Raw genomic sequence first — 15,681 nt, 5'->3', positions numbered from 1 at the left:
CGCTCTGCCCGGTCTCACCACATGACGATCACGTGCGGTCGGCGACCGAGGCTGATCTGCCCGCACCCCCGGCCCTCTGCAGCGAGTTGAACCCGGACGATGCGCCCTCGCCCCGGTCATCGGCGGATGCTGTCCGGGCAGGGATATCGGTTCAGCAGGGGCGGGCCGTCCTGGTGGGGGCCGATACCGACGGCGTCGTGGCCGTCACGGCGGACTGCCTCCTCATGCCCGACCTCACCCGCGGCGGCCGGTCCATCCTGTTCGTCGAGAAGGTCGTCGTGGCCGAGTCCTTCGACGAGTACGTGCACTCCTTCTCCGAAGCGCGCGGCTTCCGGGCGATGGCCCAGGCTTCCGCCGCTCTATGGCGTAGAGCGCGCGAGAGACGCTGCACCCACCGGGACCGACCGGATCACGGCACCCGGAGGGGACGCCGGACCGGCGAAATCCGCGCCGTAGGCGGAGGAGTTGGGGGAGTATTCCGGACGGGCAGCGAGCCCGCGCGGTCACGGCTCGGGCAGCCGGCACGGGACGGGGGACGTGAGGGTGACGGGCATACGCGGGGCCGTACGAGGGTGGTGGAAGCGCGCGCGGGCCCTCTCGGCGGGCAATCCGCTCCTGGTCGACATCGGTATCGCACTGCTCGTGCAGGGCGCCATGACCATGCCGTTCGTGGTGCCGCGTGCGCCCGGACTGCCGCCGGCGACCTGGGCCGCGTACGGGCTGAGCACGCTCACCGTGGTGCCCCTGGTCTGGCGGCGGCGCGCACCGGTCGCCGTGCTGTTCGCGGTGCTGGCCACCAGCGTGCTGTACCGGCTGACCGTGGACGGGCCCGGGCAGCCGCTGCCGTACACCGGGCTGGTCATCGCGTACACGATCGCCGCGCTGTGCACGCCGCGAAAACGGCTGATCGCCGGGCTCGTGCTGCTGGTCGCCGTACCGGTGGGCGTGGGGCTCAACAGCCGGTCGGCACGCGAACTCACCTTCTCACTCTTCGTGTTCGCGGCCGCCTACGTCTTCGGGCGGCTGACCGACGCCCGGCAGCGGGCGCACCGCGTCGAAGCCGAGCGGGCCACCACCCGTGAGCGGGCCCGCATCGCACGGGAGATGCACGACATCCTCGCCCACGCGGTGAGCCTGATGATCGTGCAGGCGGAGGCCGGACCGGTGGCGGTGCGGGCCGCGCCGGAGCGGGCGGAGGCCGCCTTCGACGCGATCTCCGCGACGGGGCGGGACGCCATGACGCAGCTGCGCCGGATGCTGGGCGTGCTGCGTGCGGACGGGGAGGAGACGACCGGGGGCTCCCCGCGCGCACCGCAGCCGGGGCTCGCGGACCTGCCCCGCCTCGTCGCCCGGGTACGGGCCGGCGGTCTCGAGATCGATTACGGAACGACGGGGGTGGTCCGGACGGTGTCGGACGTGATCGAGGCGACCGTCTTCCGGGTCGTCCAGGAGGCGCTGACCAATACCGTCCGGCACGCGGACGCCCGGACCGTGGCGGTGCGGCTGGACTACGCCGAGAGCGAGTTGAGTGTCCGAGTCACGGATGACGGGCGCGGGCCGCAGCCCGGTGCCGGTGGCGGCGGGCACGGGCTCGTCGGGATCCGTGAGCGGGCGGCGGCCCACGGCGGCAGCGCTGTCGCCGGGCCGCGGGAAGACGGGCCCGGCTTCGAGGTGCGGGTGCGGATCCCCGTGCCGGCCGCCGTGGAGGTGACGCGGTGACCATCCGTGTGATCGTGGCCGACGACCAGGAACTCGTGCGCAGCGGCTTCGCGATGATTCTGGACGCGCAGCCGGACATCGAGGTCGTCGCCGAGGCGGGCGACGGGGCCGAAGCCGTCGACGCGGTGCGGCGGTGTACGCCCGATGTGGCGCTGCTGGACATCCGGATGCCGCGCGTGGACGGGATCGAGGCCTGCCGTGCGATCACCGCGGCGGGCGGCTGCCGGACCGTCATGCTGACGACCTTCGATTCGGACCAGTACGTGTACGAGGCGCTCCACGCGGGGGCCAGCGGCTTCCTGCTCAAGGACGTCAGACGGGACGACCTCGTGCACGCGGTGCGGGTCGTGAACCGGGGTGATTCGCTGCTCGCGCCCTCGGTGGCCCGGCGGCTGGTGGAGCAGTACACCCGGCCCGCCGCCGCCCGGCCCCGGCGGCCCGATCCCCGGCTGGACGTGCTGACCGCGCGGGAACGCGAGACGCTGCTGCTGCTCGCGCGGGGGCTGTCGAACGCCGAGATCGCCGCCGAGCTGGTGGTCAGCGACCACACGGTCAAGACGCATGTCGGCAACGTGCTCGCGAAGCTGGGCCTGCGGGACCGGATCCAGGCGGTGATCTGCGCGTACGAGTCCGGCCTCGTGGCGGCCGGGGACCCCCCGCCCGGGGGAGCGTCCCGACCCGGTTCCTCCCCCGCGTCGGCGAGGAACCGAACGGCCAGGACCGCCCGCGGGGGCGATCCGTGCGCCGTCGCCGCTCCGGAGGATGGAGACATCCGCAAGTCCGGACCGCCGCAACGGAGTTGACCGTGAAGACCCGTACCTTTCTGCTGGCCGCCGCCCTCCTCGCGGGAGTGGTGACGGGACCGACCGCGCTGCCCGCCTCCGCCTCCGCCGCACCCGCCGTGGCCTCCCCTCAGGCCCCCTTCCCCGCCCTGGAATCCGCCCTCGCCGGTCTCCCCACCGCCGACGCGACAGCGGCACTCGTGCGGGTCGGGGGCAAGGAAGGTGCCTGGCGCGGCAGTTCAGGGGTGCACGATCTGCGGAGCAACCGCCCGGCCGATCCGGCCGCCCGGTTCCGCGCCGGTTCCGTGACCAAGGTCTTCACCGCGGCGGTCGCCCTGCAGCTGGCCGCCGAGGGCCGGCTGGATCTGGACCGCAGCGCCCGCTCGTACCTGCCCGACCTGATTCCGGCGGCGTACGAGGACGTCACCGTCCGGCAGCTCCTGAACCACACGCACGGCGTCCCGGCCGCGGACTTCGCGGGCAGCACCGTCGAGGAGTGGTACGCGAACCGCTTCCGGGTCCACGACCCCCGGGACATGGTCCGTTCGGCGACGTCGAAGAAGCGCGAATTCGCGCCGGGCGAGCGGCAGCACTACCTCAACATCGGGTACACCATCGCCGGTCTCCTCATCGAGCGCGTCACCGGTGACACCTATGAGCACCAGGTCGCCCGGCGAGTGCTCGCGCCTCTGGGGCTGCGGGACACGTACTTCCCGGGGGCGGACCCGCGCATCACCGGGCCGCACAACCACGGCTACCAGACGATGCGGCTCGACGACGGCACGGTCGGGCTTCGTGACGTGTCCGTGTGGGGGTCCACGGACGTCTGGGCGGCCGGGGACATCATCTCGACCACCGCGGACCTGGAGCGGTTCACCGAGGCCCTCTTCCACGGGCGGATCGTGCGCGGCCCGCTGCTGAAGGAGATGTTCACCCTGCCCCGGGTGGCCGACCACGAGACCGGCAAGCCCGCCGCGTTCTCCGTCGGGCTGTCCATGAAGGTGCTGGGCGGGCGCGAGGTGTGGGGCAAGACGGGCGGGCGCTGGGGGTACAACGCGGCCATCGCCTCCACCCTGAACGGCTCCCGCACCCTCGTCTACAGCGTCAATTCCACGGACGCCAAGGGCCAGGACATGAGCAAGGTCGCGGAGAGCATCATGGTGGCGGTGTACGGCAGACCCTGACAGGGGCCCTCGGCCCGGGGGCGCCTCACGGACCGCGGCCGGGGCCGTGACCTCGGGCTCGCGCCCCGTGAGGCGCCGCGCCGGGGCCCCGGCGTCGATCGTGTGCGGAGCGTGTCCGTGAGCGCTTCGTCCGTTCCCGTGCGGCTGCCGACGGTCCCCGTACCGAGACCGCAGAACGTGCCAGGGGGCGGCTCCACACCGGGTACAAGATTTCCCGGGCCATCCGGCGCCCCCTGTGCTACCGTCGTTGGTGTTGCAGTTTTGGTTCCCAGAGACTTCGAGTGCTCTATCGGCCTTTGTCGACGAGCACTCTTTTTAGTTTCCGAGGCATCTCGGATCTCTCCTTAGGGTGATCATCACGGCGACTACGGGTCCGCAAGGTGCGGGCCCTGAGTACTGCCCCTCAAGGGAGATTCATATGGCTACCGGCACCGTGAAGTGGTTCAACTCGGAAAAGGGCTTCGGCTTCATCGAGCAGGAGGGCGGCGGTCCCGACGTGTTCGCCCACTACTCGAACATCGCCACCTCCGGCTTCCGTGAGCTTCAGGAAGGCCAGAAGGTGACCTTCGACGTCACGCAGGGCCAGAAGGGCCCGCAGGCCGAGAACATCGTTCCCGCCTGACGCTGACGCGTATGCCCTGACCGGGGCCCGCACCCCTGCGGTGCGGGCCTCGGCTCGTTTCACCCCACCCCGGCTCGCTCTTGCGAATCCTGCGGCTCTCCGGCGCCGCCGCGCATTCCCCGATACGTGCCGCATCGAGGAAGGTTCCCCATGGACCGCACGGCCCGCAGGAACAACGGCTCCCCCCGCGCCCGCAACGGCGGGTTCCGGTCCCGCAAGGCGGGAGGCCAGAACACGGCCGCCCGTCCGGCCAACGGCGGCCACGGCGGGCGCCGCCCCGCCCCCAGCCGGGAGTTCGCGCCGCCCGCCACCCTCACCCCGGCGCTTCCCGCCGTCGAGGCGTTCGCCGATCTCGACCTGCCCGCGCCGCTGCTGACCGCACTGCGCGCCGAGGGCGTGACCGCGCCGTTCCCGATCCAGGCGGCGACGCTGCCGAACTCGCTGGCCGGCCGGGACGTCCTGGGCCGCGGCCGCACCGGCTCGGGCAAGACACTCGCCTTCGGCCTGGCCCTGCTGGCCCGGATCGACGGGCAGCGCGCCGAGGCCCGGCAGCCCCTGGCGCTCGTCCTCGTACCCACGCGGGAACTGGCCCAGCAGGTCACCGACGCCCTCACCCCCTTCGCCCGCGCGCTGGGCCTGCGGCTCACCACGGTGGTCGGCGGCATGCCGATCGGCCGCCAGGCGAACGCGTTGCGCACCGGTGCCGAGGTCGTCATCGCGACGCCCGGCCGGCTGAAGGACCTCATAGACCGCGGCGACTGCCGGCTGGACCGCGTCGCCGTCACCGTGCTCGACGAGGCCGACCAGATGACCGACATGGGCTTCATGCCGCAGGTCACCGCCCTGCTCGACCAGGTCCGGCCCGGGGGCCAGCGGATGCTGTTCTCGGCCACGCTGGACCGCAATGTCGACCGCCTGGTCCGCACCTACCTCCACGATCCCGTGGTCCACTCGGTCGATCCGTCCGCGGGCGCGGTCAGCACGATGGAGCATCACCTGCTGCACGTGGAGGACGACGACAAGCACGCCACCACGACGCGGATCGCCGCCCGCGACGGCCGCGTGATCATGTTCCTGGACACCAAGCACGCCGCGGACCGGCTGGCGAAGAAGCTTCTGGCGGTCGGGGTGCGTGCCTCGGCCCTGCACGGCGGGAAGTCCCAGTCCCAGCGCACGCGGACGCTGGCCCGGTTCAAGGACGGCCACGTCACCGTGCTCGTGGCGACCAACGTCGCCGCCCGCGGCATCCACGTCGACAACCTCGACCTGGTCGTCAACGTCGATCCGCCCGGCGACCACAAGGACTACCTGCACCGCGGCGGCCGTACCGCACGCGCCGGCGAGTCCGGCACCGTCGTCACGCTCGTTCTGCCCCACCAGCGCCGCGACATGACCCGGCTGATGGCCGACGCCGGCATCACGCCGCAGATCACCCGGGTCCGCTCGGACGAGTCCGAACTGAGCCGTATCACCGGTGCGCAGGAGCCGTCCGGCGTGCCGGTCGTCCTCGCGCCGCCGGCCACCGAGAACCGCCCCGCACGCACGGGCTCCGCCCCGGGAAGCCGACGGGGCAGGCCCTCCCGGGGCCGCCGCCGCTGAACCGCTCGGCCGCTACGACGCTCCCGACCCGTGCCGGGTCGGGGGCGTCGCGGTGAGCTCGAACGGGCGCGGGGCTAGCCGCCCGTCACATCCGTCAGCTTCCAGCGCTGGTTCGAGCCGGAGTTCGGCTGCCACACGCCGACGGACGCGCCGTCGCTCGTGGACTGGCCCGAGACGTCCGGGAGCTGGCCGGTCGCGGCGTTGACGAGGGTCCAGGTGCCGTCGCCGGTCGTGGACATGATCCACTCGGTGGCCCGGTCACGGCGCCCCTCGTCCGGCTCCGCCACCAGCGCGCCGTCGCGGACCGCCAGGCGCTTGTCCGAAGCCGTCTCGGTGAGGACGTAGCGCTTGCGGTTGTCGGTGCCGCGGATCTGCTCCACCCGCCACTGCTGACCGCTGGGGTCGGCCGCGTCGGCGCTCTTGATGACCAGGCCCGTGCCGTTGCCTGTGATCGTCAGGTCCTTGCCGCTCTGGACGCCGGTCAGGCGGTAGGTGTGGCCCTTGCGGAGCTCCGCCGCGTCCTTCGCGACGCCGGACACGCCCTTGACGAGGAAGGACGTCACCGACTGGCCGGGCACGGTGAGCGTGGCCTGCTTGCCGGTGATACGGACGGACTTCTGCTTCTCCAACTTGCCGTCGGCGCTCGTCACCACCGGGGTCACCGTGGCGCGGGAGGAGACCCGGCCGAACTTCGACAGGTCGATCGTGACCTCGCGTGCCTCGGTGGCGCTGTTGACGTGGACGACGGTCGCCGCGTCGCCCTTGCGGGAGATCGCCGCCGTGCTCGACGTGTCGTTCGTCTTGATCAGCCGGTCGCCGGGCTTGATGAAGTGCGTGAAGTTCCGGGCCGTGTCGAACTTGGTGTTCGTGTAGACCGGGCAGGTCTCCAGCGTGTCCTTCGACGTGCAGCTGAACGGCAGCTGGATCTCACCCCAGTTGCCGCCCTTGGCGGATTCGCCGCCCGGCTTCATGTTGTCGTAGTCCTCGACGGGCTGCCAGAACACCCAGGCACGGGGCTCCAGTTCACGCAGGTCGTCGACAATGCGCTGGGCGAGGCCCAGGCCGGGCCGCATGTCGGTGAAGCTCTGGCCGTCGCCCCAGTCGCCCTCGACCTCGCTCATCCACAGCGGCTTGTCGGCGGCCTTGGCCAGGTCGCGGACCGTGGTGCGCTGGCCGGTGCCGTAGGTGTGGACGTTCATCTGGGCGACCAGGTCGCGGACGTCCTGCGGGTAGGAGTTCCAGTTGGTGGCGAAGGTGCCCGGGTTGGTCTCGTCCATCGCGGAGATCTCCGCGTCCGACCTGGACTTCTCCAGCACCGGGGCCAGCGCGCGCAGCACCTTCTGCTGGAGTTCGGGGCCCATGTGGGCGCCCTCCTGACGGCCGCCGACGGGCTCGCCGTCCGGGCCGAGCTTGGTGCCCCAGTAGTTGGTGTTCGGCTCGTTGAACGGGTCGAGGGTGTCGACCTTGATGCCGTGCGCCTTCTCCAGCCGCTCGGTGGCGCCCACCAGGTACTTGGCGAAGTCGTCGACGGACCCGGGCTTGAGCTGGTCCTTGCCGGCGTCGAAGTTGCCCGAGACGTAGCCGCTCTCGGTCATGAACCAGGGCGGGGAGTTGCTGAAGGTCTCCCAGTGGGTGATGTCCTTCTTGATGCGGTCGACCCACCAGCGCTGCGTCTTGTCCGCGTTCTTGTTCCAGTCGGCCGGGTCCTCGGCGTCCCACCAGTCGACGTCCTCGCGGGTGGTGCCCGCCGGGGCCTTCCACCAGCCCTCGACCGCGCCGCCGGCCCGCAGGTAGTCCTTGACGTCGGGGGCGTTGCCGCCGCCGATGTTGTAGCGGGCGATGTTGAGGGCCAGGCCGTCGTCGCCGAAGAGGAGCTTGTAGAGCTTCTCGCGTATCGCGGGCGGGTAGTCGCCGGTGGCGTTCGCGAACCAGACCAGGCTGGTGCCCCAGCCCTCGAACTTCTCCCCCGAGTAGGAGGGGTCGGGCCGCACGGTGACCCCGGCCGCCTGGGCGGTGGTCCCGGCATGCGCGGCGGGCAGGGTGGTGGTGGCCAGGATGGTTCCGGTCGCCACGGCGGTGACGCCGATGGCCCCGAGGAGCCTTCTCTTGCGGGTGGGGTGTGCCATCTCGAGTACTCCAGCTCTTCTGCGCGCCGCGCGTCCCGGCGGACGCAGAGATCGGGGCCTACGTGGTACGACTCGTGCGGGTTCGATGCCTTTTCATGCGATTTCGACCAAGCAATGTTTACGTAAACATCGCCTACTGGCGGGATGTCTACACTGTGCGAATCTCAGGGGTCAAGGAGTCGTTCCGGATCGAAACCTGCGCCGGTCGGGCGTCGAGGGCAGCGAGGGGCAGGTGGGCGCGGTGGACGGCGCGAGCGAGCCGAGGGGCACGAGCCGTACGAGAAGGCGTGCGGCCCGGCCCCGTCAGGGCGCGTCCATGGCGGATGTCGCCCAGCTCGCAGGCGTCTCGTCCCAGACGGTCTCCCGGGTCTCGAACGGCTTCCCGGGCGTCACCGAGGACACCCGGCGGCAGGTCCTGGCCGCCATGCGGGAGCTGGGCTACCGCCCCAACAGCGCGGCACGGGCGCTGCGCCGGGGCGAGTTCCGCACCCTCGGCGTGATCACGTTCTCCCTCTCCACCATGGGCAACATCCGCACCCTGGAGGCCATCGCCACCTCCGCGACCCAGCACGGCTACGCCGTCACCCTGCTGCCGGTCGCCGTCCCCACCCAGGACGAGGTGAACGGCGCCTTCTCCCGCCTCGGCGAACTCGCCGTGGACGCCGTCATCGTCATCATGGAGATCCACCTGCTCGACGCGGCGACGGTCTCGCTGCCGCCCGGCGTGCAGGTGGTGGTGGCCGACTCCGACGCCGGCGACCGCTACACCGTCGTCGACACCGACCAGGCGGGCGGCGCCCGGGACGCCGTACGCCACCTCCTGGACCTCGGCCACGACACGGTGTGGCACCTGGCCGGCCCGGAGGGCTCCTTCGCCGCCCAGCGCCGCGCCGACGCCTGGCGCACCACCCTCACCGAGGCGGGCCGGATCCCGCCGCCCCCGGTCCGCGGCGACTGGTCGGCCGAGTCCGGCTACCGGGCCGGCCTCCTCCTCGCCGACGAGCCGGACTGCACAGCGGTGTTCGCGGCGAACGACCAGATGGCCCTGGGCCTGCTCCGCGCCCTGCACGAACGCGGCCGCCGCGTCCCCGGCGACGTCAGCGTCATCGGCTTCGACGACATCCCCGAGTCCGCGTCCTTCCTCCCGCCCCTCACCACGATCCACCAGGACTTCGCGGAGGTGGGGCGGCTGTGCGTGGAGGGGGTGCTGAGCAAGATGCGGCAGGACGGGGTGGAGCACGGGACGACCTTGGTGCCCACGCGGTTGGTGCTGCGGGAGAGTACGGCGCGCAGGGCGCGGTAGCGGGCTCCGGTGCGAGGTGGGCCGGACCGTTCGCCGTACACCGGCCTCCTCCCGGCCCCCTTCGAGGCGGGTTTCAGCCTGCGGGCGGCACGAACTCCGGCTGGTCCAGCACCCGCAGCCAGCTCCCGTCCGCCTGCCGCCGCACCACCTGCGCCCGGGCCCCGGCCCCGTCCTTCGGCGGTGTCGACGTGAGGGCGATGTCGCCACTGATCAGGGTCGGCAGGGGTGGTTCCGGCTCGAAGCGGGGGCGGTCGGCCAGGACCTTTTCCCAGAGGGCCCGGATCGCCGCCCGGCCCACCGTCCGTCCGCCGGGCGGGTAGGCCAGGACCGCGTCCTGCTCGTAGAGCGCGGCGACCCCGGCCGCGTCGCCGGCGTTGGAGCGTTCGACGAACAAGCGGGTGAGGTCTTCGGGGTGCATGGCCTTCTCGTGCACGGGGCTCCTCCTGTGGACGGGCTTCTTCCGTACATCCAGCGTGATCCCGTCTCGATCAGAAGTCCAACGTATGGTTCTGCTGACAACTAGAATTCTGTGTCATGGAACTGAGGCAGCTGGAGTACTTCGTCGCGGTCGCCGAGGAGCGGAACTTCACCCGGGCCGCCGAGCGGGTGCGCATCAGCCAGTCCGGGGTCAGCGCCCAGATCCGACAGCTCGAACGGGAACTCGGAGCCGAGCTGTTCGATCGGTCGGCGCGTACCGTCACCCTCACCGGCGCGGGACGTGCCGCGCTCGACCACGCCCGCGCGGCGCTCGCCGCGGCCGGGGCGGTCGGGCAGGCGGTGGGTGAGGTGACCGACCTGATCCGCGGCAGGCTCGTGGTCGGAATGGTCATCGGCTGCACCGTCACGCCGCTGTTCGACGCCCTCGCCGCGTTCCACCGGGCGCATCCGGGCGTGGAGATCTCGCTTCTGGAGGACAACTCCGACCGGCTCGTCGAGGCGGTGCGCACCGGGTCCCTCGACATGGCTCTCGTCGGGACCGCCGGCGCCCCCGACGGGCTGGAGTCGCTGACGATCGTCAGCGAGCGGCTCGTCGTGGCCGTACCGGCTGAGCATCCTCTGGCGGAGCGAGCCCGCGTCCTGCTGCGCGACCTGGTGGCCCACCCCCTCGTGTGTATGCCCCCGGGCACCGGGCTGCGCACCGTCTTCGACCGCGCCTGCGCCGCACAGGGCCTGCGGCCCGCCATCGCGTTGCAGGCCGGCGCCGCGGACGCCGTCGCGGACCTCGCGGCCCGCGGGCTCGGCGTCGCCGTCCTGAGCGCGTCGACGGCCGCGGGCCACGGCGACCGCCTCGTCGCCCGCACGATCGACGACGTCACCGCACCGGCCCTGCTCGCCCTGGTCTGGAGGAGCTCGCACGCCCCGGCGGTGCGTGAGCTGCTCGCGCACAGCCGGCGGGCGTTCGCCGAGCCGCACTCGGCGGCAGCGGGAGAACGCCCCACGGCCTAAGGGGTCCTTGCACTATGAGCGTCCGATCAGGTCGCGTGGTCTGGTGCCGTGCTTCGGCAACGCGGCGAGGCGCGGTGCCAGGCCGCGCGACCCGGGCGGGCATAGTGCAAGGACCCCTGAGGGCAGTCGGCCTGCCTCACCGCCGTCCGATGACCTCCGCGATGCGGATGAAGCCGTCCTTCCCGTGGCCGAGTCCGATGGCACGGCGGGCCATGCCCTCGGCCGCGCGCATGACGCCGGCGTCGATGCCGTGCTCCTCGGAGACGTGGACGATGTGGGCCATCGACGACACGGCCGAGGTGAGCGGGTTGTCCTCGCCGGTGTACGTGCCGGCGTCGGCGTCCGCTGCGGTCTCCTCGAACAGCGGCGGGAGGATCGAGCCGATGCCCTGGGCGAAGGGCGCCAGTTCGCTCGCGGTGACTCCCTCGGCGCGGGCCACCGCCAGGGCGTGCGCGTAGCCCGCCATCGCCGTCCAGAAGATGTCGAGCAGGGCGATGTCGTAGGCCGCGGCCCGGCCCACCTCCTCCCCGAGGTGCGTGTGGCTGCCGCCCAACGCCTCGCGTACGGGCGCCAGTTCCTCGTAGAGGTCGGACGGTCCGCTGTGCAGGAAGACGGCGTCGGACGTGCCGATGGTGCCCGTCGGAGTCATGATCGCCCCGTCCAGGTAGCGGACCCCGTGCGCGGCGGCCCAGGCGGCGGTGTCCCGGGCCCGGGCCGGGGTGTCGGCGGTCAGGTTGACGACCGTACGGCCCTTGAGAGCGGCGGCGGCCTCGTCCTGGCGCAGGACGGCGTCGGCGGCGTCGTAGTTCACCACGCAGACGACGGTCACGTCACTGGCCGCCACCGCCTCCGCCACCGACGCGGCGCCCGCCGCACCGCGGTCGAGGAGGTCCCGGTCCCGCCCCGGTGTGCGGTTCCAGACGGTGGTGCGCAGTCCCGCGTCCAGGAACGCCCCGGCCAGTGCCCGGCCCATCGGACCGAGACCGAGGACGGTGACGGTGCCCCCGGCGGACGGACGGCCGGAATGCGCGGGGGAGGCGGATGTGTTGTACGTGGACACGATCGAACTCCCTGAGAATGAACTGGCATCGACAAGAACGGGGCTGGGATGACGCGTCGGCGCCAGGATCCGGACGTCTGCGGAGTGACCGCCGCGATCGCCGCGATCGACGGCAAGTGGAAGACGACCCTGCTCTGGCTGCTGGAGTCGGGCGGGCATCGTCCGGCGGAACTGCGCCGAAAGCTGCCGGGCCTCACCGAGAAGGTGCTGACCGAGGCGTTGCGGGAGATGGAGGCGGACGGGCTGGTGCACCGGGAGGTGTACGAGGTGCTGCCGCTGAAGACGGTCTACTCCCTGACCGCGTTCGGCCGTGAACTCGCCGAGGCCCTCGCCCCGTTGTCCGACTGGGGCCACCGTCGTCTGGAGAAGCTGGCCGAGGCCGCCCGGCCGGCCTCCTGACGTGTCACCTCCGTCCCTGCCGTCTCCGCCGCCTCACCGGCCGCCCACCACAAGGCTCTCCGAGGACCCGCGCGCTGCCAAGTACGCACAAAAAAGTGGGTACTCCGGCCGCGGGGCCCACGGCTCGTCTTCTCCGGGCCGCCCCGGGTGGTCCCGGCCGGGTCGGTTAGCGTGCAGAGGTGATCACCATGAAATGGGACGGCATCACCGACCGCGAGCGCTTCAACGGCTGGTATTTGGACGAGCGGGACCGGTACGCGGACATGGCCCGGGACGCCGACTGGAGCGGTGTCTTCCAGGTGCTGGGCAAGGATCCCGGGTGGGTCAACTTCGCCCGGCCCGGCAGCCGCAGCGGCTTCACCGCGCTGCATCAGGCGGCCTGGCACGGCGCGGACTTCGCCGTCGTCTCCCGGCTGATCGCGCACGGGGCCTGGCGGACGCAGCCCACCCGGGACGGACGGCGCGCCGTCGACGTAGCGCGGGAGCGAGGCCACACCCACCTGCTGGAACTGCTGGAACCGGTCGCGGTACGGCAGCTTCCCGCCCCTGCGGACGCGTTGGAGCAGCACTTCCACTCACTGCTGCGGGAGACGACCGGCCGCTGCTTCGAGGAGATCGAATACCTGCTGCCGCCGCTGTCCCCCCTCACCGAGGGACTGTCCGTGAAGATCTTCTTCCAGGTGTTCGGCATGATGGGCGGCTTCTTCTACCACCTCGACGACGACCACGTGCACGTGCACGCCAGCTCCCGGATGGACGGGGGCGACGGAGAGCACTACCGGGTGGCGCCGCAAGGGTCTTCCAAGATCGAGAACACGCGCGTTCCCCCGCCGCCCCCGCGGCCGACGGAGCGTGACTGAAAAACACTTCGGACAGTTCGTCGACGGGGCACCGATCACGCGCCCCGCGCCTCCTGCGGACGGGGACGGAACGCTTCAGCGCTCCGGCGGCGACGGCGGACGGGGGTGACTGCCGGCGTCAGTAGGCGTTCCTCCCCCTCGACGCCGGCCCCGTACCGACGGCGATCGGCGATCGGCGATCGGCGATCGGCGATCGGCGATCGGCGATCGGGCCAACGGCTACACCCTCGTCCACCGCCTCACGTTCGACATCGACGAGGACAAGCCGATCTGACCCCCCGGCCGCCCTGGGGTTTTCCCCAGGGCCCGGGTCCACCGACCGGTGGACGGCAGGTTCAACCGAGTACCTCTGTCCGGCGACTGCCCGGCCCAGCCAGGCTTTTGGGCATGGACTCATTATCTGTGCGCGTGGCGAGATGGAGCGCGCGGCATCCCTGGCGGGCGATCGTCGGCTGGCTGATATTCGTGGCACTGTGTCTGGGCGCCGGCAGTGCCGTCGGCACGAACAGCGCCAGGACGGCGGACTACCGGGTCGGCGAGGCGGGCCGAGCCGAGGCGCTCGCGGCCGAGGCCCATCTGGAGCGCAGGGCCGCCGAGCAGGTGCTGATCTCCTCCCGTTCGGGCGGTGCTCTCGACGAGGGCGCCGCCCGGGACGCCGCGGACGACCTGACCGAGCGGATGCGGCGACTGCCCGAAGTGGCGGGCGTCGCGGACCCGTTGCTCTCCGAGGACCGAAGGATCCTCATGGTCGAGGTGTCGTTGAAGGGCGAGGAGCGGGACGCCAAGGACAAGATCGACGCGCTCGTGGCGCAGACCTCTGCGGTGCAGGAGAGCCATCCCGGGCTGCTGCTGGAGGAGACCGGAAGCCCGTCCGTCAGCAAGGGGGTCGACCAGCAGCGCAGTGACGACCTGGCGCTGTCCGAGGCGATCACCCTGCCGGTCACGCTGCTCACGCTGCTGGTGGTGTTCGGATCGGTGACCATGGCCGGGGTGCCGCTGCTGCTGGCACTGTCGTCGATCGCGGCGGCGGTGGGCCTGTCGATGGTCGTCTCGCATCTGTCCCCCGACGCCGGTGTGGGCACGAACGTCATCCTGATGATCGGTCTCGCGGTCGGCGTCGACTACACGCTCTTCTACCTCAAGCGCGAGCGCGAGGAACGCGCCCGCTCAGGCGGACGGCTGGGTTCCGAGGCGCTGGTGGAGCTGGCCGCCGCCACCTCGGGCCGGGCGGTCGTGGTCTCCGGGCTCGCGGTGGTCGCCTCCACGGCGACGCTGTACCTGGCCTCCGACGTGATCTTCTCCGCCCTCGCGACCGGCACCATCGTGGTCGTCCTGGTCGCGGTGGCCAGTTCACTGACGGCCCTGCCCGCCCTGCTCGTCAAGCTGGGGCAGCGGGCGGAACGCCGGGCACTGCGCCGGCCGGCGCGCCGGGTGCGGCGTGAGGGCGGTGGCGGCCGGGTCTGGAACGCCCTGCTGCGTCCCGCCGCCCGGCATCCCCTGGCGACCCTGTGCGTCTCGGTCGTCGCGCTGCTCGCTCTCGTCGTCCCGCTGGCCGGGCTGAACATCACCGAGATGAGCCGGGACACGCACTCCCGCGACATCCCCGCGATGCGGGTGTACGACCGGCTCAACGAGGCGTTCCCCGAGCAGCGAGTGACCCACCAGGTCGTCGTGCGCGCCGAGGCCTCGCGGTCGGGGGAGGTGGGAGCCGCCCTGCGCGAGGTGACCGAGCGCGCCGACGCCGACCCGCTGTTCACCGGCGCCTCGCGGATCCGCACCTCGCCCGACGACCGCACCCACACCCTCGAACTGAAGGTGCCGCACCTCGGCAACTCCGACGAGGCGTACGACTCCCTGCACCGGCTGCGGGACGACTTCCTGCCCGCGACCGTCGGCCGGATCGGCGGCGCCGAGTACGGCGTGAGCGGGGACGTCGCCCGCTACGCCGACTATCCCGCCCACCAGAACGGCAAACTTCCCCTGGTGCTGGGCGCGTTGCTGCTGGTGACGTTCGCGATGACCGTGTACGCCTTCCGCTCGGTGGTGCTCGGGCTGCTCGGTGTCGCCCTGAACCTGCTGTCCGCGGCGGCGGCGCTCGGACTGCTCGTGCTGGTCTTCCAGGGGACGTGGGCCGAGGGTCTGCTGGACTTCCGGTCCACCGGGTCGATCGGATCGCGCGTGCCGCTGTTCCTCTTCGTGATCCTCTTCGGGCTGTCGATGGACTACCAGGTGTTCGTGGTGAGCCGGATCCAGGAGGCGGTGCGCGCGGGCCTGCCCACCCGGCAGGCCGTGCTCGACGGGATCCGCTCCTCGGCGAGCGTGGTGACCAGCGCGGCGGTGGTGATGACGACCGTGTTCGCCAGTTTCGTCTTCCTGCACATCATCGAGATGAAGCAGATCGGTTTCGTGCTGGCGGCGGCCGTGCTGATCGACGCGTTCGTGGTCCGGGTCATGGTCCTGCCTGCGGCGATGCTGCTGCTGGGCGAGGCGAGCTGGTGGCCCTCGCGCCCGGGGCGCCGGACGGCGTCCGTCCCGGAGAAGAGGCGGTCCTCCCGCCCTGCGGTCGACGTACGTTGATCGG

At 71.9% G+C, this 15,681-nt stretch carries 13 protein-coding genes; 10 read left to right on the top strand and 3 right to left on the bottom strand.

Annotated elements, in window-relative coordinates; translation table 11 throughout:
* Positions 1-543: 543 nt before the first annotated feature.
* From ACWD1U_RS08855 to ACWD1U_RS08835, 5 genes are all read left to right on the top strand, one after another.
* A complete protein-coding gene (locus tag ACWD1U_RS08855; protein ID WP_451105726.1) occupies positions 544-1,719 on the top strand; it encodes a sensor histidine kinase in 1,176 nt (391 codons plus the stop codon).
* Complete coding sequence (locus ACWD1U_RS08850) at positions 1,716-2,522, top strand: response regulator transcription factor (protein WP_451105725.1); 807 nt, start codon at positions 1,716-1,718, stop codon at positions 2,520-2,522. Before ACWD1U_RS08855 ends, ACWD1U_RS08850 begins: the two co-directional genes overlap by 4 nt.
* Positions 2,519-3,685 (top strand): serine hydrolase domain-containing protein, encoded by a 1,167-nt coding sequence (locus tag ACWD1U_RS08845; RefSeq protein WP_451105723.1) that lies wholly within the window; start codon positions 2,519-2,521, stop codon positions 3,683-3,685. The genes ACWD1U_RS08850 and ACWD1U_RS08845 overlap by 4 nt, the downstream gene beginning before the upstream one ends.
* A 418-nt stretch (positions 3,686-4,103) precedes the next feature.
* Positions 4,104-4,307: a cold-shock protein gene (locus ACWD1U_RS08840; protein WP_003991681.1), complete on the top strand. Its 204-nt coding sequence runs from the start codon at positions 4,104-4,106 to the stop codon at positions 4,305-4,307.
* A gap of 150 nt (positions 4,308-4,457) precedes the next feature.
* Entirely contained in the window at positions 4,458-5,906 is a 1,449-nt protein-coding gene (locus ACWD1U_RS08835; RefSeq protein WP_451105722.1) for a DEAD/DEAH box helicase, read from the top strand.
* A 74-nt stretch (positions 5,907-5,980) separates the two neighbouring features.
* On the opposite strand, the gene ACWD1U_RS08830 is transcribed toward ACWD1U_RS08835, so the two are convergent.
* Positions 5,981-8,032 (bottom strand): RICIN domain-containing protein, encoded by a 2,052-nt coding sequence (locus ACWD1U_RS08830; protein WP_451105720.1) that lies wholly within the window; start codon positions 8,030-8,032, stop codon positions 5,981-5,983.
* A gap of 316 nt (positions 8,033-8,348) precedes the next feature.
* On the opposite strand from ACWD1U_RS08830, the gene ACWD1U_RS08825 reads away from it, so the two are divergent.
* Positions 8,349-9,335 carry a LacI family DNA-binding transcriptional regulator gene (locus tag ACWD1U_RS08825; RefSeq protein ID WP_451105718.1) on the top strand — a complete coding sequence of 329 codons (987 nt, stop codon included), beginning with the start codon at positions 8,349-8,351 and terminating at the stop codon, positions 9,333-9,335.
* Between the two features lie 73 nt (positions 9,336-9,408).
* Here the strand turns inward: ACWD1U_RS08825 and ACWD1U_RS08820 are convergent, their stop codons facing one another.
* Positions 9,409-9,753: a YybH family protein gene (locus tag ACWD1U_RS08820; protein WP_451105796.1), complete on the bottom strand. Its 345-nt coding sequence runs from the start codon at positions 9,751-9,753 to the stop codon at positions 9,409-9,411.
* 116 nt (positions 9,754-9,869) lie between these two features.
* Between ACWD1U_RS08820 and ACWD1U_RS08815 the strand changes: the two genes are divergently transcribed.
* The gene (locus ACWD1U_RS08815; protein ID WP_451105717.1) at positions 9,870-10,781 is read left to right on the top strand and encodes a LysR family transcriptional regulator; all 912 of its coding nucleotides are present in this window, start codon (positions 9,870-9,872) and stop codon (positions 10,779-10,781) included.
* Between the two features lie 136 nt (positions 10,782-10,917).
* On the opposite strand, the gene ACWD1U_RS08810 is transcribed toward ACWD1U_RS08815, so the two are convergent.
* On the bottom strand, positions 10,918-11,841 hold the full coding sequence (locus ACWD1U_RS08810; protein WP_451105715.1) for an NAD(P)-dependent oxidoreductase: 924 nt from the start codon (positions 11,839-11,841) through the stop codon (positions 10,918-10,920).
* Positions 11,842-11,889: 48 nt separating this feature from the next.
* On the opposite strand from ACWD1U_RS08810, the gene ACWD1U_RS08805 reads away from it, so the two are divergent.
* The 3 genes from ACWD1U_RS08805 (at position 11,890) to ACWD1U_RS08795 (ending at position 15,677) form a co-directional block, all read left to right on the top strand.
* Positions 11,890-12,240 (top strand): winged helix-turn-helix transcriptional regulator, encoded by a 351-nt coding sequence (locus tag ACWD1U_RS08805; protein ID WP_451105713.1) that lies wholly within the window; start codon positions 11,890-11,892, stop codon positions 12,238-12,240.
* Positions 12,241-12,428: 188 nt separating this feature from the next.
* Entirely contained in the window at positions 12,429-13,100 is a 672-nt protein-coding gene (locus ACWD1U_RS08800; RefSeq protein WP_451105794.1) for an ankyrin repeat domain-containing protein, read from the top strand.
* Between the two features lie 387 nt (positions 13,101-13,487).
* On the top strand, positions 13,488-15,677 hold the full coding sequence (locus tag ACWD1U_RS08795) for an MMPL family transporter (RefSeq protein ID WP_451105712.1): 2,190 nt from the start codon (positions 13,488-13,490) through the stop codon (positions 15,675-15,677).
* Positions 15,678-15,681 lie beyond the last annotated feature (4 nt).

The organism is Streptomyces sp. NPDC002788 (assembly GCF_053592115.1).
The sequence above is the reverse complement of the archived record's forward strand: the minus strand, read 5'-3'. Positions and strand labels throughout refer to the sequence as shown.